The organism is Brooklawnia propionicigenes (assembly GCF_030297015.1).
GTDB classification, from domain to species: Bacteria; Actinomycetota; Actinomycetes; order Propionibacteriales; family Propionibacteriaceae; genus Brooklawnia; species Brooklawnia propionicigenes.
In genome coordinates this window covers 2,561,895-2,581,237 of record NZ_AP028056.1, presented here as the reverse complement: position 1 = coordinate 2,581,237, position 19,343 = coordinate 2,561,895, and the positions used below count along the sequence as shown (strand labels likewise).

Below are 19,343 nucleotides of genomic sequence, written 5' to 3'. Positions count from 1 at the left end.
CCCCAACCGAAAGCAGTCATCATGAAACTCCTCCGCTCCTGCCGCATTGCGACGGCGGTCGCTCTCACAGCCCTGCTGACCGCCTTGTCTGCCTGCACCATCACCACGGAGACCCCGACCTCCGCCGACAGCGCTTCGGTAGCCGGCGAGTCGGCCCTGCTGACCCAGATCAAGAGCCGCGGCAAGATCATCATCGGCTCTTCCAACGATGCACCGTTCTCCTACATCGACGCCAACACCGGCGAGCTGTCGGGTCTCGACATCGCCATCCTCACCGAGATCAACAAGCGGCTGGGGATCCCCGAGACCGAGATGAAGGTCATCGACTTCTCCAACCTGCTCGTCGAACTCAACAACGGCAATATCGATATGGTGGTGGACGCCATGTATGTCCGGGACGAGCGCCTTCAGGTCGCCGCGTTCAGCGACAAGTGGTACCAGGAAGGCGAAGCACTCGTTGTCCCCAAGGATTCGCCGATCCAGTCGAAGGCTGACCTCGTGGGCAAGTCGGTCGGCGCCCAGCCCGGGACCGCATTCTTCGAGACCGCGCAGGCCTGGCACGACGCGGGCCAGATCGGCGACCTGGTGTCCTACGACAACCAGTCCAACCTCATGACCGCCGTGAACCTGCACAAGGTGGATGCCGTGGTGACCGACGGTATCGTCGCCGGCTACACCCTCGCGCAGGACAGTTCACTCAACCTCCGCCTGGTGACTCCCTACACCCCGGAGGCCGCTGGCCAGATCGGCTCGGCCGTCCGCTTCGGGGACGAGGACTTCCTCGCCGAGGTCAACGCGGCTCTCAACGACATGAAGGAGGACGGCACGCTGCTGAAGATCCTCACCGATTTCGGTCTGTCGGAGGACTACTTCGTCGGTGTCGAGGACGGCAAGACCCAGAACGTCAAGTAAACCCAGAATGTGAAGTGAACTGAGTTCAGGTTCTTCACCACGATCCACGTTCACGCCGTTCCACCGCAACTACCAAGAAATCGCGGCGGCTCCCACCGGTTCGGGAGCCGCCGCGATTCTTTGTGGCTGGGCGGCGAAACGAAGACCATGCCGCAGGGGCACTCGACGCCGAGAGAGTGGCTCGCTCGACGCACCGCGGCCTCGTGGGCCGATGTGATGGGAGGATCAGGCATGGCAGCCGACACTCCTCAATCCCAGCCCGACCTGGCATCCCGCCCGGCTCCGACTTCGCCGCCGGTCGGAGGCGAACCTGCTCGTCCGGCCGGCAGGCACCGCTCTTCTGGGCTGGGCTACCGCGGCTGGGGCGCCGACTGGCCGTTCGGACGCCCCGAGCGGGCCCACGGGGTCGCCATGGAGGGCTACTACTGGCGGATCACCGATCCTGCGACCCACCGGGTCGTCATCGCGCTCATCGGGATCCAGACCGATGACACCGGCTGCTGGGCGCTGGCCGGGCTCGGCACCTCCGACGGGTTCTGGCGTCAGGCGATCATCGCCGGCGCCGAGGCCCGACGCGGCGGGTTGGGGGCGCGAGCGGCCGATCCGCAGGCATCCTTCTTCGGATCGGATAGGCGAGTCGTGGTCGATCTCGGCGCCGACGCCCGCCTCGACATCGGCCTGGACGGGCTCGTCCGCTGGCCTTCCCATCGGCCGTTCGGCGGCTCGAGCTGGTTTCAGCTGATCCCGGGACTCAATCAGTACTGGCACCCGTGGCTGCTGGGCGGACGAGCGTCCGGGACGGTGCTCGCCGGCGACCACCGCTGGGACTTCTCCGACGCTCAGGTCTACGGCGAGAAGAACTGGGGCCGGGCCGGCTTTCCCGATTCCTGGTGGTGGGGTCAGGCACAAGGCTTCTCCGAGCCCGACGCGTGTGTGGCCTTCGCCGGCGGCCAGGTCGTCGCCGGCCCGCTGCAGACCGAGGTGACCGGGCTCGTCGTACGGCTGCCCGGAGGCCGGCTGCTGCGGCTGGGAAATCCGGTCACCTCACCGGTGCGGGCCGACGTCGGCGATGAGCACTGGGTTCTGGAGGGACGCTCGCTCGGCTGGGCCGTCAGCGTCCAGGCCCATGCCCCGCTCAGCGATGCCCACCTGCTGCCGGTGCCGCTGGTCGGGCAACGGCGCGCGGTCCCCGGCGCGATCGAGCACCTCACCGGACACCTCCGCGTCGAGGTGAGCCGGCACGAACGGCAGGTCTGGGCCGGGCAATCCGGGCTGGCCGGACTGGAGCACGGTGGACTCGACCGAGCGGCAGCATTCGCCGCCTCGAAGAAGTGACCGGCCCGCAAGTCAGGTCTGCGCAAGTCAGGACTGCGTAGCGGGTCGCCGTTGCGCCTCGTGGGCCGCGCTGTGGGGGCGGGTAGCGTGGGGATCATCTCAGCGTCGAAAGGAACTCGCATGGACGACACCCACCCTGCGGAAACGCAGGTCACCTCGGTCGAGCGCCTCGACCTCCAGCGATACCTCGGCCGCTGGTTCGAGATCGGCCGGCTGCCACTGCGGTTCGAGGACCTTCATGCCCGCAACATCACTGCCCAGTACTCACTGCGAGACGACGGCACGGTTCGGGTCGACAACCGCTGCCTCGATGACAACGGCAAGCCGAGCCAGGCTATCGGCCGTGCCGTTCCCGACGACGGGCATGAGGGCCGGCTACGAGTGAGCTTCCTGCCCCCGTCGTTGCGGTGGATTCCCTTCGCGCGAGCCAACTACTGGGTACTGAAAATCGACGACGACTACCGTTACGCTCTGGTCGGCACGCCCGACCACAAATACCTGTGGCTGTTGTCACGCACGGCGACCGTCCCACCCGAGATCGAGGCAAAGTATCTGGAGGCCGCACGCGAGCAGGGCTTCGATCTGAGCGAGTGGATCAGACCCGAGCAATCGGGAGAAACCGTGGACGACAGCGTCTTATGACCCGCACCCGGGCGTCCTGACCAGCAGGAGTGAATTCTTGCGGGCCACAAGGCAGATCACCAGGTGCACTGCTACCTTCATGTCGTGAATACTCGCCCAGTGGCCACCAGACGCTCACCGATGCCGATCCGGCGCGGAATCGCTCGGATCTTCTGGAGGCTCAGCCGGTGGACCTATGTTCCGGAATCGCCACGATATGAGGGCTCCCGGATCGTGATCGGGGCTCCGCACACGTCCAACTGGGACTTCGTCTTCATGCTCTGCATCGCGTGGAGCGAAGGGCTGAGGCTGCGATGGCTCGGCAAGAAGTCATTGTTCGCCGGCTGGCGCCGGCCCATCATGCGGGGTCTCGGCGGTATCCCGGTCGACCGGGCGAACCCGGCGGGTCTGGTGGACACCCTGGTCTCCGAGATGCGCGCCGATCCGGATCTCGTGCTCGTGGTCACCCCGGAAGGCACCCGCAGCTCCGGCACCACCTGGCGCAGCGGGTTCTATCGCATCGCTCTCGCGGCGCAGGTTCCCGTCACGCTCGGTTACGTCGACCGCCCGAGCCGGACCTGCGGGCTCGGTGAGACCCTCCGGCTCACTGCGGATGTCTCCGCCGACATGGATCGCATCCGCGCCTTCTACGCGGACAAGTCGGGTTTGCGTCCGGAGTTGCGCACCGAACCTCGCTTGAGCGATGAGGCCGGCGGATCAGCCACGACGACTGATCCGGACAAGCGCTAGGTCCTGTTGCGAGAGTCGTTTGGGCCTGTAGTCAGTCCCAAGACCGGTCGTCCCCTGCTTGGCAGCCGAAGCTAAAGTGAACGTGCATTCAGGTTTCATCAGAACCGGGATCACCACGATATGTCGGGGGTACGGACGACATGACAGTCATCGGCTCGAACGTGCCGATGACGTGCAGGCGACGAGGGGATCCGGTTCATGGGCAGGGTCCCGGAGGAATCCGGAACCGCGCGCTGAAGGCCGCCGCACCCGCTCAGACTGCTCCCGCAATCCTGGCGAGGTGATGTCGGCCCAGAAAGGCTAGGGCATGCTTCAACTGTCGAATGTTCGTAAGTCGTATACGACTGCGGACTTCACACAGGTGGCACTCGACGATGTGTCGATCGCGTTCCGCGACAACGAATTCGTCGCCGTTCTGGGGCCGTCCGGTTCAGGCAAGACGACGATGCTCAACATCGTCGGAGGTCTGGATCACTACGACTCCGGCGACCTGGTCATCGATGGCATCTCGACCAAGCAGTACAAGGACCGCGACTGGGACACCTACCGCAACAACCGGATCGGTTTCGTCTTCCAGAGCTACAACCTGATCCCCCACCAGACCGTCTTGGCCAATGTCGAGCTCGCGCTGACGCTGTCCGGTGTTTCTCCCGCCGAACGCAAGGAGCGGGCGATCACAGCCCTGCGCGAGGTCGGGCTGGGCGACCATATCAACAAGCGTCCGAATCAGCTTTCCGGCGGCCAGATGCAGCGGGTCGCCATCGCCCGCGCACTCATCAATGATCCCGAGATCCTGCTGGCCGACGAACCGACCGGCGCGCTCGACTCGACGACCAGCGTCCAGATCATGAAGCTGCTGACCCAGATCGCCGACGATCGCCTGGTGGTGATGGTCACCCACAACCCCGAACTCGCCGAACAGTACGCCAACCGCATCGTCAATCTGCGCGACGGCGTCGTGGTCGGCGACACCAATCCGTTCGACCCGTCCACCGGCGACATGCGGGTGAGTGAGAAGGACGTCAAGAAGACTTCGATGTCGTTCTTGACCGCGATCGCATTGTCCTTCAACAATCTCATGACGAAGAAGGGCCGCACGCTGATGACTTCCTTCGCGGGGAGCATCGGCATCATCGGTATCGCCGCGATCTTGGCGCTGGCCACCGGTGTCAATGACTACATCAAGAGCATTGAAGAAGACACTCTCTCGGTCTATCCGCTCACTATCCAGAGCCAGGGCATGGACATGACGTCCATGCTTGCTCTTTCGTCCGATATGGGTCCCGATTCGGGCAAGGACACCTCGGGCTCGGACGGGGATGTTCACGAGATCCAGATGCTGACGAATATGTTCGCCAGCATCGGATCGAACGATCTCGCCGCGCTCAAAGAATACCTGGACGGCAATGGCGGGAATATCAATGACTATGTGAACGCGATTCACTATTTGTACAACGTGACGCCGCAGATCTTCAGTCCGGACACCACCGACAAGGTGCGGCAGGTGAATCCCGACACGACGTTCTCCGCCCTCGGGTTCGGCTCCGGCGCGTCCGCGAACAGTCTGATGGCCGCGAACATGAGCACCAACGTCTTCAACGAGATGGTCGGGGACACCTCACTAGTCGAGCCGCAGTACGACGTTGTCGCCGGCCACTGGCCGACCAGCTACGACGAGATCGTCGTGGTGCTGACCGACAACGGCGGGGTGAGCGATTTCATGCTGTACGCCATGGGCCTTCGCGATCCCGCCGAACTGGACTCCATGGTGCAGCAATTGATCAATGACGAACCGATCGTCACCCCGACCGACGGGAACAAGACGTTCAGCTACGACGAGATCATGAATGTGGCGTTCAAGATGGTGAATGCCGCCGATTACTATGCGTTCGACCCGACCTACAATGTCTGGACCGATAAGAGTTCCGACACCGATTTCATGCGAAATCTCGTGAACAGCGGTGAGGAACTGCACATCTCCGGCATCGTCCAGCCGAGGAGCGGGACAACCGCGACGGCACTCACCCCGGGCCTGTACTACACACCCGATCTGACCACCCACCTGATCAACGAGGCAGCCCAGACCCAGATCGTCCAGAAGCAGCTGGCCGATCCGGACGTGAACATCTTTTCCGGACGCACCTTCGCCGACGAGGCGGAAAATCCGCAGAACAGCGATTTCGATATGAGTTCGCTGATGACCGTGGACGAGAACGCTCTCGCCGCGGCTTTCACATTCGACCAGTCGGCGCTCTCGATGGATCTGTCGGGGTTGAATCTCGATCTTTCCGGTCTGGGCCTCGACACGTCCGCGATGGATCTGTCCGCCATGCAGATCGATACCTCGTCGCTGCCCGAACTGGATATCGCAAGCATCATCGGCCAGCTCGATTTCAGTCTGGACGATGTCGACACCGACCTGGCGCGTGAAGTCGCCGGTGAACTCATCCGCGGCTATCTCGACTTCTGCATCAGCAATGATGCCGACCCCACTGATGCACAAACGAACTTCCCGCTGTTCATCGCCTCCGATGCCGGGCAGGAACTGGTCGAGCAAGCGGGTGGGATCATCGACCTGGACAGCCTTCAGACGCAGCTGCAGACCGTGCTCAGCGACTACATGCAGCAGGTCATGACGACGTTCATGAGCCAGATCTCCGCTCAGTTCGGCACGGCCCTGCAAGAGCAGCTCAGCACCGCGCTCAGCGCCCAGATCGGTAGCGCCATCCAGTCCGCGATGAGCCAGCTCACCACCAACATGTCGAACGCCATGAGCATTGATCCTCAAGCGTTTCAAAACGCCTTCCATTTCAACCTGGACGAACAAGAGCTCACCCAGCTCATGATGTCGATGGTGACCACCGGACAGAACACCTTCGACAACAACCTCCAGAAGCTCGGCTATGCCGATTTCGCGAAGCCGTTCAGCATCAACATCTATCCAATCGATTTCGAGAGCAAGACCCAGGTCATCAATGTGCTGGACAACTACAACCAGCGCATGAAAGACGCCGGCAATGATGACAAGGTCATCACCTTCACCGACGTCGTGGGCACCCTGATGTCATCGGTGACCGACATCGTGAACGTCGTCAGCTATGTGCTCGTTGCTTTCGTGGCGATCTCGCTGGTGGTCTCGTCGATCATGATCGGCGTCATCACCTACATCTCGGTCTTGGAACGCAAGAAGGAAATCGGCATTCTGCGCTCCATCGGAGCCAGCAAACGCGACATCCGCTGGGTCTTCAATGCGGAGACACTCATCGTCGGTTTCGTGGCGGGAGTAGTGGGCATCATGTTCACGATTCTGCTGACGATCCCGACGAACATCATCGTCGAATCGAAGTTCAACATCGCCAATGTGGCGAAGCTGCCCTGGCAGGCCGGTGTCATCCTGGTGCTCATCAGTATGGCTCTGACCTTCCTGGCCGGGCTGATCCCGTCGTCGGCGGCCTCACGCAAGGATCCGGTTGAGGCCCTGCGCAGCGAGTAGCAGACACCGGGACTGATGCCGGACCGGCAGCGCGCCGGATTTGGCATCCTGCCAGGGTTGGAGTTGTCTGATCCCAGAGATCGAAGAAAGAAGAACGATGCCCGCAGCCAATGCAGACACTCCCAGCCCAGCGCAGTATCCGCAGGCGCAATCCGTCGAGGACTTCCGAACCCGTCTCGCGGCGGTCCACGCCACGATGGCGGCAGCCGCCCAGCGCGCCGGACGCGACGAATCCGAGATTCGTCTGCTTCCGGTCAGCAAGACGGTCTCCGAGGAGCGCATTCGTCATGCGGTGCAGGCCGGCTGCCATCAGCTCGGCGAGAACAAGGTTCAAGAGGCAAAACGCAAGGCGGAGAACCTCGCTGACCTCGACATCGCCTGGTCGGTGATCGGCCATCTGCAGACCAACAAGGCCAAGGATGTCGCGGCGTTCGCCTCGGAATTCCAGGCCCTCGACAGTCACCGGGTGGCCGAAGCCCTGGACCGCAGGCTGCAATCGGCCGGGCGCAGCCTTGACGTCTTCGTCCAGGTGAACACGTCGGCCGAGGAACAGAAGTACGGGCTGGCTCCCGAAGATGTCGCCGGGTTCTTGCGCAAACTGCCGGCGTTCGAGTCACTGCGGGTGCGGGGGCTCATGACTCTGGCCGTGTTCAGCGCCGACACGCAGCGGGTGCGCGAGTGCTTCGTGCTGCTGCGCGAGCTGCGCGATCAGATCCGCGAGACCGATCCCGACCTGATCGGGCCCGGGGATCTGTCCATGGGCATGTCCGGGGACTACGAGATCGCCATCGAGGAAGGTTCGACCTGCGTGCGCGTCGGCCAGGCCATCTTCGGCGCGAGGTCGCGTCCGGACAGCTACTACTGGCCCACCGATCGGCCACCGGAACAGCGCTAGCACCACTGGCCAACGGCGGGGAGACCCCCACCGTGAACCAGTAGGATCGTGCCACCTCAGCGAAGGAACACACGATGATCGAATTCTTGGCGTCCAATCCCCTGGTCACCATCATGGGTGTCCTCGCTCTGGGCGCGCTGTTCGGGCAGATCAAGTTCGGGCCTTTGCGCTTCGGGGCTGCCGGCGCCTTGTTCGTCGGCCTGCTGGTCGGCATGCTCGATCCGCGCCTCAGCCAGGGCATGGACCTGGTCAAGGCCCTCGGCGTCGTGCTGTTCTGCTACGCCGTCGGACTGGCCGCCGGATCCACCTTTCTCTCGGACCTGAAACGCCAGTGGGCGCTGATGCTCGCCGGCATCGTCGGGCTGGTGGTGATGGCCGGCTTCGGGATCGGCGTCGGCCACCTGATCGGGCTCAGTTCCTCCCACATCTCCGGCCTGTTCGCCGGTGTCCTCACCTCCCCCGCCATCGATGCCGCCCTGAAAGCCACCGATGGCTCACCTGACACCCTGGTCGGCTATGCAGTCTCCTACCCCACCGGTGTGGTCGTCGCGCTGGTCATGGTCGCGATGGTCGCCACCAAACGCTGGCCGGGAAAACGCGACAACGTCTCAATGGCCGAGGCGGGCATCACCGCCACCAGCACCCATGTGACCCGTGAGACCGAGATTTCGGAGATTCCGGGCTGGCCCAACCACATCCGGATGAGCTACCTGCGCCGCCACGGCGAGATGCGGCTGATGACCCGCGCGGACCGCTTGCACGATGGCGACATCGTCCTGGTCGTCGGCATGCCCGACGACGTGAAGACCGCCGTTGACTACCTCGGTTACCCCAGTTCGGCTACCTTGACCGAGAATCGCCGCGATGTCGACTTCCGCCGCTTCGTGGTCTCCAATCCGCACCTCGCCGGACGCTCCATCGGCGAGATCAACGTCCGTCACCATCTTGACGGCATCGTCACCCGGGTGCGCCGTGGCGACCTCGACATGCTGGCCACCGACGACCTGATCATTCAGCCCGGCGACCGCGTCCTGTGCGTCGTGCCGCGCGGACGTCTCAGCGACGCCCAGGATTTCTTCGGCGATTCGGAGGCCCGCATCTCGCAGGTGGACGCGCTCACCCTGGGCCTGGGTATCGCGCTCGGGCTGCTCGCCGGAGCCATCGCGGTGCCCCTGCCCGGCGGCATCACCTTCCAGCTCGGCACCGCCGCGGGGCCGCTGATCGTCGGTATGGTGCTGGGCTCACTGCACCGCACCGGCCCGTTCCGCTGGGATCTGCCGCAGAACATCAACGCCTTGTTGCGCCAGATCGGCCTGATGATCTTCCTCGCCTGCGTCGGGCTGGCCACCGGGCCTGCCTTCGTCTCGCAGGCATTATCGATCACCGGCCTGAAGCTGGTCGGGCTGTCGGCGGTCAGCCTCGTCCTCGGTGGGGCGATCCTGCTGGCCGGGGCCCGGCTGATCGGATTGTCCGCGCAGCGCGCGGTCGGCGGGTTCGCCGGATTCGTGGGACAGCCGGCAGTTCTGAGCTATGCGAACTCGCTGGTCAACGATGAACGCATCGACTCCGCCTATGGCGCGCTGTTCGCGCTGGGGACTGTGGTGAAGATCCTGCTCGTCCAGGTGATCGCCCTGTCCTGACAGCGCGTCAAGCCGCGCCCACTGGGTGACCCGGACCGGCGGCTTCGGCGTGGTGTCGGTGCGGTCTGTCAGAATGGCCACGTGGCAAACCGCATGAGTCAGCTGGCAGCAGGCATCCGCTCCCGCGGAGTCGTGAACTCGATCCGCCTACCGATCGCGTACGCGGTGGGCAATGCGGCCGCCGTCGCCTCCCGGGTGAGCGGACGCGGCAGCGGTGCGTCCATCAAGGGCGCGCTGATGATGCGCATCTACCCCGGCTACTTCAAGGAATTGCTCGTCGGCAAGCGGATCGGCGTGATCTCGGGCACCAACGGCAAGACCACCACGACGCACCTGCTTACCGCAGCGCTGCGCGCTTCGGTGGCCGATCCGCGCGATGTGGTGACCAATGCGGACGGCGCGAACCTGCGCGAGGGGGTGGTCTCCGCGATGTCCACGCGTCCGAAGGCCCCGATTGCGATTCTCGAGGTCGACGAGCAGGTGGTACCCGATGTGATCGCCTACGGCCATCCCGAGGTGCTGATCATGCTGAACTTCAGCCGCGACCAGCTCGACCGTCACCACGAGATCAACGCGCTCGGCAAGAAGTGGCGCAAGGCGCTCATCGCGGCCGGTGAGCAGGGCCCGACGGTTGTCGCGAACGCCAAGGATCCGTTGGTCACCTGGTCGGCGGAGGCGGCCCGCAAGGTTATCTGGGTCGACATGTCCACCGGCTGGACCCAGGATGCTGCGCTGTGCCCGCAGTGCGGGACGATCCTCGAATACGACTGTGCCGGGCATTGGAACTGTCCCGGCTGCCCGCTGGGCGAACACCAGCCCGACTATCGGGTCGAAGGCGGCGAGGTGATCGAGGCCGACGGCGAGCGCTGGCCTCTCGATCTGCAGGTCCCCGGTCGCTTCAATCAGGGAAACGCGGCTTGCGCGCTGGCTGCCGCGGTCGAGATGGGTGTCTACGAACCGATCGCGCTGCGCGGGATGCGGACCGTCCAGGCGCCTGCTGGACGCTTCGCCATCGGCAGCTATGGCGACACCAGGGCCAGGCTGGTGCTGGCCAAGAACCCCGCGGGCTGGGCGGAGTCGCTGCTGGTGATGGCAACCGACCCGGTGATCCTGGCGGTCGATTCGGCGATCGCCGACGGCACCGATGTCAGCTGGATGTGGGACGTCGAGTACGAGAAGCTGCGCGGACGCCGGGTGATCGCCACAGGGCCGAGAGCCACCGACCTGGCACTGCGGTTGAGCTATGCCGAGGTCGAGCATGAGGTGATTCCCGACATGGCGGAGGCGCTGAAGGGCCCGTTCGAGGGCACCGTCGATGTGTTGAGCACCTATTCGGCGTTCCTACGGCTGTGTCACATGGGAGGGGTGGAGCTGAAATGACCCACAAGATCGTCGTCGTCTATCAGTCGCTGCTCGGCATCTACGGAGACCGCGGCAATGCGATGGTGCTCGTCAAACGCCTGGTGTGGCGCGGCATCGATGCCGAGCTGATCATGGTCGAGCCCGGCGACCCGGTGCCCGACGATGGCCTGATCTATCTGCTGGGCGGCGGCGAGGACTGGGCCCAGATCGCCGCGGTGAAGGCTCTCGAAGAAGACCGGGGACTGCATCGTGGTCTGGATGCTGGTGGCGTGCTGTTTGCGGTCTGTGCCGGGTATCAGCTGTGCGGGCACTCGTTCACGGTTGGCGACAACGATGAGGTGTTCGCCGGGTTGGGGCTGCTGGACGTGGAAACCCGCCGCGGCGATCAGCGTGCCGTGGGTGAGATCTTGACCCAGTGGACGAAGCCGGACGGCTCCATGTCATTGATCACCGGATTCGAGAACCATGGGGGTTTCACCGAGCTGGGATCGGATGCGACACCGCTGGCGAAGGTTGTGGTGGGTGTCGGCAACGGCTCCGACGGTTTCGACGGGGCGCTGCAGGACCAGGTGGTCGCCGCCTATCCCCATGGGCCGATCCTGCCGCGCAATCCCGAATTGGCCGACTACCTGCTGGAACGGGCACTGGGCGTCCAGCTCGATCGGTTGCCCCGCCCCGACGTCAATGCCGAGCACGATCAGTTGCGTGCCGAGCGGATACGGATCGTCCGGACGACAAAGAACCGCGCCGAGCAGACGCGCTGAACCACGGGTGCCGCCGCCTGGGCGACGGCTCGACTCGTGCAGGAGGCCGCCGGCCTCAGCATGGTGGTCGCACCGCGAGGTGGGCCGTCCGTGACGGCTGGTCGGCTACTGTTTGCCCGGCTCGGTGGGGACCGCCGGCATCAGCACGGTCGTCTCGTCGCTGGAAACCTCGTAGCTGCCCTCGGGGTGCTCGGTACGGGCGCGGGCGGCGCGCTGGCGCAGTCGGTGCTGGGCCAGCAGACCCCACGGGCTGCGGATACGCGGACCGATCGAACCGGCAGGAAGGCTTCGTCCGAGCTGGGATGAACGCCACGAATCACGCGCCTGGCAGTAGGCGTCCAAGTCGACCTCGGCGATGACCTGGTCGATCGCCGCCAGCAGGCTGCCGCCACGCACCCACAGCTGAGCCTGCGAGGGATCAGCGAGCATCAGCGCAGACAGGTCGTGCCGGGCCGTGCGAACCTTGGCCAGCGCCAGGGTGAGATGTGCCTCGGCGTCGTGCACCCCGCCGGCGACCTCGGCCTCCAGCAGAGCCTCGTAGGCCTCGATGGCCTCCCCCATCGCGCCCAGAACGATCGCGAACTGGATCCGGACGTCATCGCCGTAGCCGTCTTCGGACTGCGGCGACTCACTGACCTCGCCGGTGGTCGGCATCACCGTCAACGCCTGGCGGGTGGCCAACAGGGTCCGCTCGAGGGTGTCCAGCCCTCCCCGCAGCAGCGGCACGATGTTCGCCTGGAACATCTGCCGGGTGTTGAGGTGCTGGACGTCGGCTGCCTCGTCCAGCACCTGGTCGGCCTGGGAGATCAGTGGCGTGATGGCTCGCACCGAGTCGAGCCACTGTCTGGTCGCCTGCGTGTTCGGGGAGTTGACGGTCAGGTAGCGGGCGGCGTCCCGGTAGACCGAACGCAGCCGCAGTGCGATGCGCCTCAGATCGCGGGTCAGGTCGGCGGTCTGCACGCGTCTCGGCAGAACCAACGGCAGCACGATCCCCACGATCGTGCCGATGATGGTGGTGAGGAAGCGGGTTTGCGCAGCCACTTCGGCGCCCACCGAACCGAGGATCAGCATCGCGCTGATGGCTGATTCGAGGCCGGCGTCCCCCAGTTGCAGGACGCGCGCGACCAGCAGTGCGATGAAGACGACCACGGCCAGCGACCACCAGTGCAGGCCGACGAAAGTGGCGACCGCCAGCGCCACCAGAATCCCTGATACCACGGCACCCACCCGCACTAGTCCGGCGCGGAACGAACCACGCAGCGAAGCCTGCGTGACCAGCAGCGCGGTCAGCGCACCGGTCAGGTCGACCGGCGGGGGCAGCAGCTTGACGGTGAGCAGATAGCCCAGGACGGTGGCCAGGGTGAGGCGTGCAACGTCTCGTATCGCGCCCTCCACGGAGCGCTGCCAAGCAACCCGGGTACTTGGCAACCCGGGCCAGATCTTGCGCAACTTGCCACGCAGGAAAGCAACAGTTCCGTTCGTCATTGCCAACGACACTAGCGCGCGTGCCTCAAGAACAGCTATGAACACCGGCAACCTGATTGCCACTTCAGCGGTGGGTTCGGGCCGATCTCCGCACTGACCCCGGACGACCGTCTGCGCCCTCCGCACCCGGAGTCCGGACCCGACACGGTCGTATCCCGAAGCCACGCGAGACTCACGCCGGCCTTGCGCCGCCCCGGCCCGATAGACTCGGCAGATGAGGCTCCGACCGATTGATCTGGTGGACGTGTTCGTCTACCTGGTGGTGCTGGGCGTGTTCTCCGAACTGTTCCCGCGGGTGATCTCCGAAACCTTCCTGCTTGCGCTGCTCACCGCGGTCCTGCTGAAGGTCGTCCTCGAACTCGTTTTGGTGGTGAAGAAGCGGGTGGTTGCACGAATCCGAGCAGCCCCGACTCCCGTCGGCCGGGTCGTCAACGCGTTGTCCTTGGTGCTCGTCATGGCGGGCAGTAAGTTCCTGGTGCTGGAGTTGACCGCCCTGGCGTTCGGCGATTTCGTCCAACTCGGCGGGTTCTTCTCGGTGACGGCTCTGATCCTGACCCTGATGCTGGCTCGCGCCGGCATGCGGTACCTGCTCGCGCGAACCGACCAAGAGGTCGCCGGCTGAACCGCCGGCCGGACCACAGCGGCTAGCCTCGAAGCTATGCGAATCGCCACCTGGAACGTCAACTCGGTGAAGCCGCGCCTGCCCCGCCTGCTGCCCTGGCTCGACCAGCGCCGTCCCGATGTCGTGTGCCTGCAGGAACTCAAGCTCACCGAGTTCGCGTTCGACAACCTCATCGGTCCCGATCTCACCGAGCGCGGCTACGAGTTCGCCGCCTATGGGCAGTCGCAGTGGAACGGTGTGGCGATCGTCTCCCGAGTCGGGCTGGACAATGTCGAGCGCGGATTCTCAGGCATGCCCGGCTTCCCCGAGCCGGAGGCCCGTGCGATCAGCGCGGACTGCGGCGGGATCCGCATCCACAGCCTGTACGTTCCCAACGGGCGCGAGCCGGACTCCGATCACTATCGCTACAAGCTCGATTGGCTTGCGGCGCTGCGCGATGTCGTCGCCGCGGGACCGTCCGACGTGACGCTGTGCGGAGACATGAACATCGCCCCCACCGATGCCGACGTCTTCGATCCGGCCGCCTACGTCGGCCATACCCACGTCACCGAGCCGGAGCGGGCCGCATTGGCGGGCTTCGGCCAGATCGGGCTGCGCGACGTCGTCCGCGACCACTGGCCCACCGCTCGCATGTTCAGCTACTGGGACTACCGCGCGGGCATGTTCCACCAGGATCTCGGCATGCGCATCGACCTGATTCTGGCCAGCCAGCCCGTGGAAGCACGCGTGCGCGCCGCCTGGATCGACCGCGAAGCTCGCAAGGGCAAGGCGCCGAGCGACCACGCGCCGGTCATCATCGACCTGGACAGCGCCCCCGATGGCGACATCGGCCCGGTCGTGCCGCCCCCATCGGCACCGCGACCGACGCGTGGACGACCGGTGCGGCTACCGCAGGCCAAGTAGGGCCTGCTGAGAGTTCATCGAATTCGCTCTGGTGCCCGCCGCGCGAAGCCGATGGGCTTGGCGCGACGGGGACGCATCAGCGCTCAGCTGTTACGCAGCGCATCAATGAGTTCCGACTTGGACATCTTGGAGCGGCCCTTGATGCCGACCTCCCGGGCCCGATCCACCAACTCTTCCTTGGTCCGGTCCTCGTAGTTCTCCGCCTCGCCGCCCTTGTGCCCAACCTCGGAGCGGGACGTCTTGGCCGCGGCATTGACGATGCGAGCGGACTTCTTCTTGCTGAGACCCTCGCGGCGCAGCGCCTCGTACAACCCAGGATCCTTGACCGACGGGCCAGGCTCGCCGGATTCGGCCTTCTTCTGCTTGTTCTTCTTCGCCATGGCGTCGCCTCCCTATAAGGAAAGCGTAGGTTCGCATCTCGAACGGCGGAAGACTTCGGGCCAGCGGCTTGTCATCGTCGGCTTGTCCCCGTTCGGGAACCGAACTTCCCTCGAACTCGGTCCACAGACGACAGAAGCCCCGTCCCAGGGAACCCGGGCGGGGCTTCGATTCGTACACCGCCAGGGACTCGAACCCTGAACCCGCTGATTAAGAGTCAGCTGCTCTGCCAGTTGAGCTAGCGGTGCGCGCGAGAAGTAACTGTAGCGCAACTTCTCAGTGATGCCCAATCGAGGCCACAACTCACAAATAGAGCCCGGTAGACCCATCCTGGAGGCGCTCCGCGGCCACCGCATGGACGTCGCGTTCGCGCAACAACAGGTACGTTTTTCCGCGCAACTCGACCTCGGCACGCTCGGCAGGATCGAAAAGGACGCGATCACCCAGCTTCACCGTGCGCACGCTCGAACCGGTGGCGAGCACCTTCGCCCAGGCGAGTCTGCGTCCCATCTGCACCGTCGCCGGGATGAGGATGCCGCCAGTGCTGCGGCGCTCCCCGGCCTCATCATCGGGATCCACCAGGATGCGGTCATGCAGCATCCGGATGGGCAGCACCGTGGGGCTGGATTCTCCTACCCCGGCCGACTCACCGACGGTCTCGTTGTCATCCGAGTCGTCCGTGGGACGCTCCTCTGAACTCACTTGGCCGCCTTGCGGAACAAAGCCGAGACCCCCGACGCGGCACCGATCACGGTGACCACGCCGACGGCGATCAGCGCGACAGTGCCGAGATTGTTCCAGCGAACCCCGCTCTCGTCCACGAAGTAGCGCCGAGTGCCATCGACGGCGTCGTAGATCATCTGCTTGGTGTCCTTGACGGTCTTCTTGACTTCGTCTTCGGCGCGGTTCTTGATCCCGGTCGGGTGGACCTCCGAGACCAGACCCTGAATACCGACGCTCATCGCATGCCGCGACGCGGCAATGTCGGCCCGGATCTGCTCCGGCGTTCGTTCCCTCGAGGCCACGGTGCCCTCCCGATCATTCGATGTGTTGCTGCGTAACTTAGCCTATTCCCTTCGCCCCGCTCGCCGCATGATCTGACGGATGCCCCGGCGTTTGCCGGGAGTCACTAATCTGAAAGCCATGAGTCAACTGGTCGCTGGAGAAGTCGCGCCCGCCTTCACTCTGCCTGATGCGGATGGGAAGCCGGTTTCGCTGTCGGATTTCGCAGGACGCAAGGTGGTCGTCTACTTCTATCCCGCCGCGATGACCCCCGGCTGCACCACCCAGGCAGTCGACTTCACGGCTGCCCGCGACGACTTCTTGGAAGCCGGCATCGATGTGATCGGCATCTCTCCGGACGCCCCCGAGAAGCTGGCCGCCTTCCGCCAGCGCAAGGGTCTCAAGATCACCCTGCTCTCGGACGAGTCGCAGCAGACCCTGGACGCCTACGGCGCCTGGGGCACGAAGGTGCTGTACGGCAAGTCCATGGAGGGTGTCCTGCGCTCGACCTTCGTCATCGATGTCGACGAAGACGGCGTCGGACGAATCGATCTCGCCCAGTACAACGTTCGCGCGACCGGTCACGTCGACCGCCTGCGTCGCGACCTGGGATTGCTCCACTTGTAGACTGGGCCCGCTCCCCACTCGGGGTGCGCCGGAGTGGTGGAATTGGCAGACACGCAGGATTTAGGTTCCTGTGCCGCAAGGCATGAGGGTTCGAGTCCCTTCTCCGGCACAAGCGATTGAGGCAGGCGGGGAGCAAGCTCATGCACGCCCCGAGCCGATTGAGCGTGCCGCGTTCTCGCCTCAGCCAAAACGACACAAAACCACAGTCTTCACCACACGATCCCCAGCTCGAAGCGTGAGTCTCGAAAGTATCGCTGAATAGCGCCGATATCCTTGCCAGCAGCGGATTCAGCATGTTAGTTTGCCGTTTGAGCCAACCAGCTCACCCCGGTTGTCAATCCTGAGAGGCAGTGCCTGAGCCGCCCTAATGCGAGGACGTGTCTCGGGCCTTTTTCGCCCCCAAGGACCGGGCCGGTAATTCGGCACTTTGAGGAATGACTATGGAGTCAACAGTCGGGCAGTCCCCTGCCGCGCAGATCGTCGCCAATTCGGGTGGTCCCGGGAACATCGAGAGTCTCAGCCACTGCGCGACTCGGCTACGTTTCCAGCTCAGGGACGGTTCCCTCGTCGATCAGGCCGCACTAGAGGCGGTACCTGGAGTGATGGGTGTCGTGCCGCAGGGCGGCGATCGCCTGCAGGTCGTCATCGGCGGCGCGGTGCAATCGATGTATTCCGACATCATGGCACTACCGTCCATGAAATCCGTCAGTACCGGCGACAGCTCGGACGCTGATGTCAAGGCCGCGGCCCGCGCCGGTGGCCCCCGCGGCAAGGTCGCCTGGCTCGACAGCTTCTTCGAGTACCTGTCCGACTCCTTCCGTCCGCTGCTGGGCGTCCTGCTCGGCGCCTCGCTGATCATCGCCTTCGCGGCTGTGCTGGATGCGCTCGGCATCGTCGATTTCCGCGCCGAGAACAAGCCTGCGACGTGGGTTTTCGTGGACGCCATGTGGCGCGCTGTGTTCTACTTCCTGCCGATAATGGTCGCCTACAACGCGTCCAAGAAGCTGAACGTCGATCCCTGGGTCGGCGCCACAGTGATGGCCGCATTGATGACACCCAACTTCGTCAGCCTCAATGACACGACGTTGTTCCCGGACACCGTCTGCACTGTCAACGAGACGCTGGGCACCCAATCGTGTGTGGCCCATGTCTTCGGATTGCCGCTGCAGATGAACGACTACTCCGGACAGGTCTTCGTCCCATTGATCATGGTGGCCGTGCTGGGCCTGGTCTACAAGTGGTTGAAGAAGATCTTCCCCGAGAACATCCAGATGGTCTTCGTGCCGTTCTTCTCCATGATCATCATGATCCCGGTGACCGCTTTCCTGATCGGCCCGCTCGGTGTCTGGCTCGGTAGTGGTCTGGGTGCCGGGCTGGCGTGGCTGAATGGCCACGCGCCCTTCGTCTTCGCGATCATGATTCCGATGCTCTACCCGTTCCTGGTGCCGCTGGGCCTGCACTGGCCGCTGAATGCACTGATGCTGATGAACATCGACACCCTGGGCTACGACTTCATTCAGGGACCGATGGGTGCTTGGAACTTCGCCTGCTTCGGCGCGACCGCCGGTGTGCTGGTGCTGTCGATGCGCGACAAGGACACGACCATGCGTCAGACTGCGACCGGCGCTCTGGCCGCGGGCCTGCTCGGCGGCATTTCCGAGCCGTCTCTCTACGGCATTCACCTGCGCTTCAAGCGCATCTACCCGCGGATGTTGGTGGGATGTTTCGCCGGCGGTCTGACCATCGCTATTCTCGGCAGCCTCGCGACCATCGGCCAGGAGCGCCGCGGTGTCACCACCGAAGCGTTCGCCTTCACCTCGCTGCTGACGATCCCGGTCTTCTCGCCGATGTGGGTCTACGCGATCGCTATCGCGGTGGCCTTCGCCGTCGCGATGACGCTGGTCATCATCTCCGATTACCGCACCCCGGAACAGAAGGCCGAAGCCAAGGCGGCCCTCGAACAGGCCCAAGCCGATGAGGCACTGGCTGCCCGTCATGAGGCTGCTGCCGTGGCCGCCCCGATTGCTGCTTCCGCCGGTTCGGGTGGCGTTGCCACCGCCGTCGCGCCGGCCCCCGCGGCCGTCGCCCAGGCCACCGACGAGATCGCCTCGCCTGTGGCCGGCCATGTTGTCAGCCTGGACGACGTCGCGGACAAGGTGTTCGCCTCTCGTGCGCTCGGCGAGGGCGTGGGCATCGTGCCCACCGACGAGCGTGTCGTCTCCCCGATCGCGGGGACGCTGGTGACGGTCGCCAAGACCGGCCATGCGTTCGGCATCAAGAGTGATGATGGCGTCGAGGTGCTCGTCCATATCGGTATCGACACCGTGCAGCTGGACGGCAAGGGCTTCCAGGTCGCCGTGGCGAAGAAGCAGCGGGTCAACGTCGGCGATCTGCTCGCCACGGTCAACCTGGACACCGTCAAGCAAGCCGGTTTCGATACCACCGTCATGCTGACCGTGACCAACACCGCGGCCTTGTCGGCAGTCACTCCGCACACCGGTATTGACGTTTCGGCCGGACAGACCGTCATCGATGTCGAACATTGATAAGAATG

General features: G+C 64.6%; 17 protein-coding genes and 2 tRNA genes. 14 read left to right on the top strand and 5 right to left on the bottom strand.

The annotated features are described in order from the left end of the window. Positions 1–21: 21 nt before the first annotated feature. From QUE25_RS11905 to QUE25_RS11865, 9 genes are all read left to right on the top strand, one after another. Positions 22–912 carry a substrate-binding periplasmic protein gene (locus QUE25_RS11905; RefSeq protein WP_286265255.1) on the top strand — a complete coding sequence of 297 codons (891 nt, stop codon included), beginning with the start codon at positions 22–24 and terminating at the stop codon, positions 910–912. Positions 913–1,143: 231 nt separating this feature from the next. Further along, a complete protein-coding gene (locus QUE25_RS11900) occupies positions 1,144–2,247 on the top strand; it encodes a tocopherol cyclase family protein (protein ID WP_286265253.1) in 1,104 nt (367 codons plus the stop codon). 120 nt (positions 2,248–2,367) lie between these two features. Beyond that, the gene (locus QUE25_RS11895) at positions 2,368–2,889 is read left to right on the top strand and encodes a lipocalin family protein (RefSeq protein ID WP_286265251.1); all 522 of its coding nucleotides are present in this window, start codon (positions 2,368–2,370) and stop codon (positions 2,887–2,889) included. 84 nt (positions 2,890–2,973) lie between these two features. Beyond that, complete coding sequence (locus QUE25_RS11890; RefSeq protein ID WP_286265250.1) at positions 2,974–3,618, top strand: 1-acyl-sn-glycerol-3-phosphate acyltransferase; 645 nt, start codon at positions 2,974–2,976, stop codon at positions 3,616–3,618. A gap of 307 nt (positions 3,619–3,925) precedes the next feature. Further along, entirely contained in the window at positions 3,926–7,111 is a 3,186-nt protein-coding gene (locus QUE25_RS11885) for an ABC transporter ATP-binding protein/permease (protein ID WP_286265248.1), read from the top strand. Positions 7,112–7,208: 97 nt separating this feature from the next. Then, a complete protein-coding gene (locus QUE25_RS11880; RefSeq protein ID WP_286265245.1) occupies positions 7,209–8,006 on the top strand; it encodes a YggS family pyridoxal phosphate-dependent enzyme in 798 nt (265 codons plus the stop codon). Positions 8,007–8,080: 74 nt separating this feature from the next. Continuing rightward, a complete protein-coding gene (locus tag QUE25_RS11875; RefSeq protein WP_286265243.1) occupies positions 8,081–9,646 on the top strand; it encodes an aspartate:alanine exchanger family transporter in 1,566 nt (521 codons plus the stop codon). Between the two features lie 93 nt (positions 9,647–9,739). Further along, a complete protein-coding gene (locus QUE25_RS11870; protein ID WP_286268559.1) occupies positions 9,740–11,026 on the top strand; it encodes a DUF1727 domain-containing protein in 1,287 nt (428 codons plus the stop codon). After that, a complete protein-coding gene (locus QUE25_RS11865) occupies positions 11,023–11,772 on the top strand; it encodes a type 1 glutamine amidotransferase (RefSeq protein ID WP_286265241.1) in 750 nt (249 codons plus the stop codon). Before QUE25_RS11870 ends, QUE25_RS11865 begins: the two co-directional genes overlap by 4 nt. A gap of 105 nt (positions 11,773–11,877) precedes the next feature. Here QUE25_RS11865 and QUE25_RS11860 read toward each other — a convergent pair whose 3' ends face one another. Continuing rightward, positions 11,878–13,257, bottom strand: a complete 1,380-nt coding sequence (locus tag QUE25_RS11860) for an FUSC family protein (protein ID WP_286265240.1) — start codon at positions 13,255–13,257, stop codon at positions 11,878–11,880. Positions 13,258–13,471: 214 nt separating this feature from the next. On the opposite strand from QUE25_RS11860, the gene QUE25_RS11855 reads away from it, so the two are divergent. After that, a complete protein-coding gene (locus tag QUE25_RS11855) occupies positions 13,472–13,879 on the top strand; it encodes a hypothetical protein (RefSeq protein WP_286265238.1) in 408 nt (135 codons plus the stop codon). Positions 13,880–13,915: 36 nt separating this feature from the next. Continuing rightward, on the top strand, positions 13,916–14,782 hold the full coding sequence (locus QUE25_RS11850; RefSeq protein WP_286265235.1) for an exodeoxyribonuclease III: 867 nt from the start codon (positions 13,916–13,918) through the stop codon (positions 14,780–14,782). A gap of 83 nt (positions 14,783–14,865) precedes the next feature. Here the strand turns inward: QUE25_RS11850 and QUE25_RS11845 are convergent, their stop codons facing one another. The 4 genes from QUE25_RS11845 to QUE25_RS11830 form a co-directional block, all read right to left on the bottom strand. After that, positions 14,866–15,162: a DUF7218 family protein gene (locus tag QUE25_RS11845; protein WP_286265233.1), complete on the bottom strand. Its 297-nt coding sequence runs from the start codon at positions 15,160–15,162 to the stop codon at positions 14,866–14,868. 173 nt (positions 15,163–15,335) lie between these two features. Continuing rightward, positions 15,336–15,408 (bottom strand) — tRNA-Lys (locus QUE25_RS11840). Positions 15,409–15,463: 55 nt separating this feature from the next. After that, a complete protein-coding gene (locus QUE25_RS11835; RefSeq protein ID WP_286268558.1) occupies positions 15,464–15,760 on the bottom strand; it encodes a GroES family chaperonin in 297 nt (98 codons plus the stop codon). Between the two features lie 98 nt (positions 15,761–15,858). Continuing rightward, entirely contained in the window at positions 15,859–16,185 is a 327-nt protein-coding gene (locus tag QUE25_RS11830; RefSeq protein ID WP_286265231.1) for a DUF3618 domain-containing protein, read from the bottom strand. Positions 16,186–16,303: 118 nt separating this feature from the next. Between QUE25_RS11830 and bcp the strand changes: the two genes are divergently transcribed. From bcp to QUE25_RS11815, 3 genes are all read left to right on the top strand, one after another. Beyond that, positions 16,304–16,789: a thioredoxin-dependent thiol peroxidase gene (gene bcp, locus QUE25_RS11825; protein WP_286265229.1), complete on the top strand. Its 486-nt coding sequence runs from the start codon at positions 16,304–16,306 to the stop codon at positions 16,787–16,789. Between the two features lie 27 nt (positions 16,790–16,816). Further along, a tRNA-Leu gene (locus tag QUE25_RS11820) sits at positions 16,817–16,898 on the top strand. Positions 16,899–17,229: 331 nt separating this feature from the next. After that, the gene (locus QUE25_RS11815; RefSeq protein WP_286265228.1) at positions 17,230–19,335 is read left to right on the top strand and encodes a glucose PTS transporter subunit IIA; all 2,106 of its coding nucleotides are present in this window, start codon (positions 17,230–17,232) and stop codon (positions 19,333–19,335) included. Positions 19,336–19,343: the final 8 nt, after the last annotated feature.

Coding starts and splice junctions, on each gene's coding strand:
- QUE25_RS11880 (WP_286265245.1), top strand. CDS start 7,209: ATGCCCGCAGCCAATGCAGACACTCCCAGCCCAGCGCAGTATCCGCAG.
- bcp (WP_286265229.1), top strand. CDS start 16,304: ATGAGTCAACTGGTCGCTGGAGAAGTCGCGCCCGCCTTCACTCTGCCT.
- QUE25_RS11865 (WP_286265241.1), top strand. CDS start 11,023: ATGACCCACAAGATCGTCGTCGTCTATCAGTCGCTGCTCGGCATCTAC.
- QUE25_RS11835 (WP_286268558.1), bottom strand. CDS start 15,760: ATGCTGCATGACCGCATCCTGGTGGATCCCGATGATGAGGCCGGGGAG.
- QUE25_RS11815 (WP_286265228.1), top strand. CDS start 17,230: ATGGAGTCAACAGTCGGGCAGTCCCCTGCCGCGCAGATCGTCGCCAAT.
- QUE25_RS11860 (WP_286265240.1), bottom strand. CDS start 13,257: ATGACGAACGGAACTGTTGCTTTCCTGCGTGGCAAGTTGCGCAAGATC.
- QUE25_RS11895 (WP_286265251.1), top strand. CDS start 2,368: ATGGACGACACCCACCCTGCGGAAACGCAGGTCACCTCGGTCGAGCGC.
- QUE25_RS11905 (WP_286265255.1), top strand. CDS start 22: ATGAAACTCCTCCGCTCCTGCCGCATTGCGACGGCGGTCGCTCTCACA.
- QUE25_RS11850 (WP_286265235.1), top strand. CDS start 13,916: ATGCGAATCGCCACCTGGAACGTCAACTCGGTGAAGCCGCGCCTGCCC.
- QUE25_RS11855 (WP_286265238.1), top strand. CDS start 13,472: ATGAGGCTCCGACCGATTGATCTGGTGGACGTGTTCGTCTACCTGGTG.
- QUE25_RS11875 (WP_286265243.1), top strand. CDS start 8,081: ATGATCGAATTCTTGGCGTCCAATCCCCTGGTCACCATCATGGGTGTC.
- QUE25_RS11885 (WP_286265248.1), top strand. CDS start 3,926: ATGCTTCAACTGTCGAATGTTCGTAAGTCGTATACGACTGCGGACTTC.
- QUE25_RS11900 (WP_286265253.1), top strand. CDS start 1,144: ATGGCAGCCGACACTCCTCAATCCCAGCCCGACCTGGCATCCCGCCCG.
- QUE25_RS11845 (WP_286265233.1), bottom strand. CDS start 15,162: ATGGCGAAGAAGAACAAGCAGAAGAAGGCCGAATCCGGCGAGCCTGGC.
- QUE25_RS11870 (WP_286268559.1), top strand. CDS start 9,740: ATGAGTCAGCTGGCAGCAGGCATCCGCTCCCGCGGAGTCGTGAACTCG.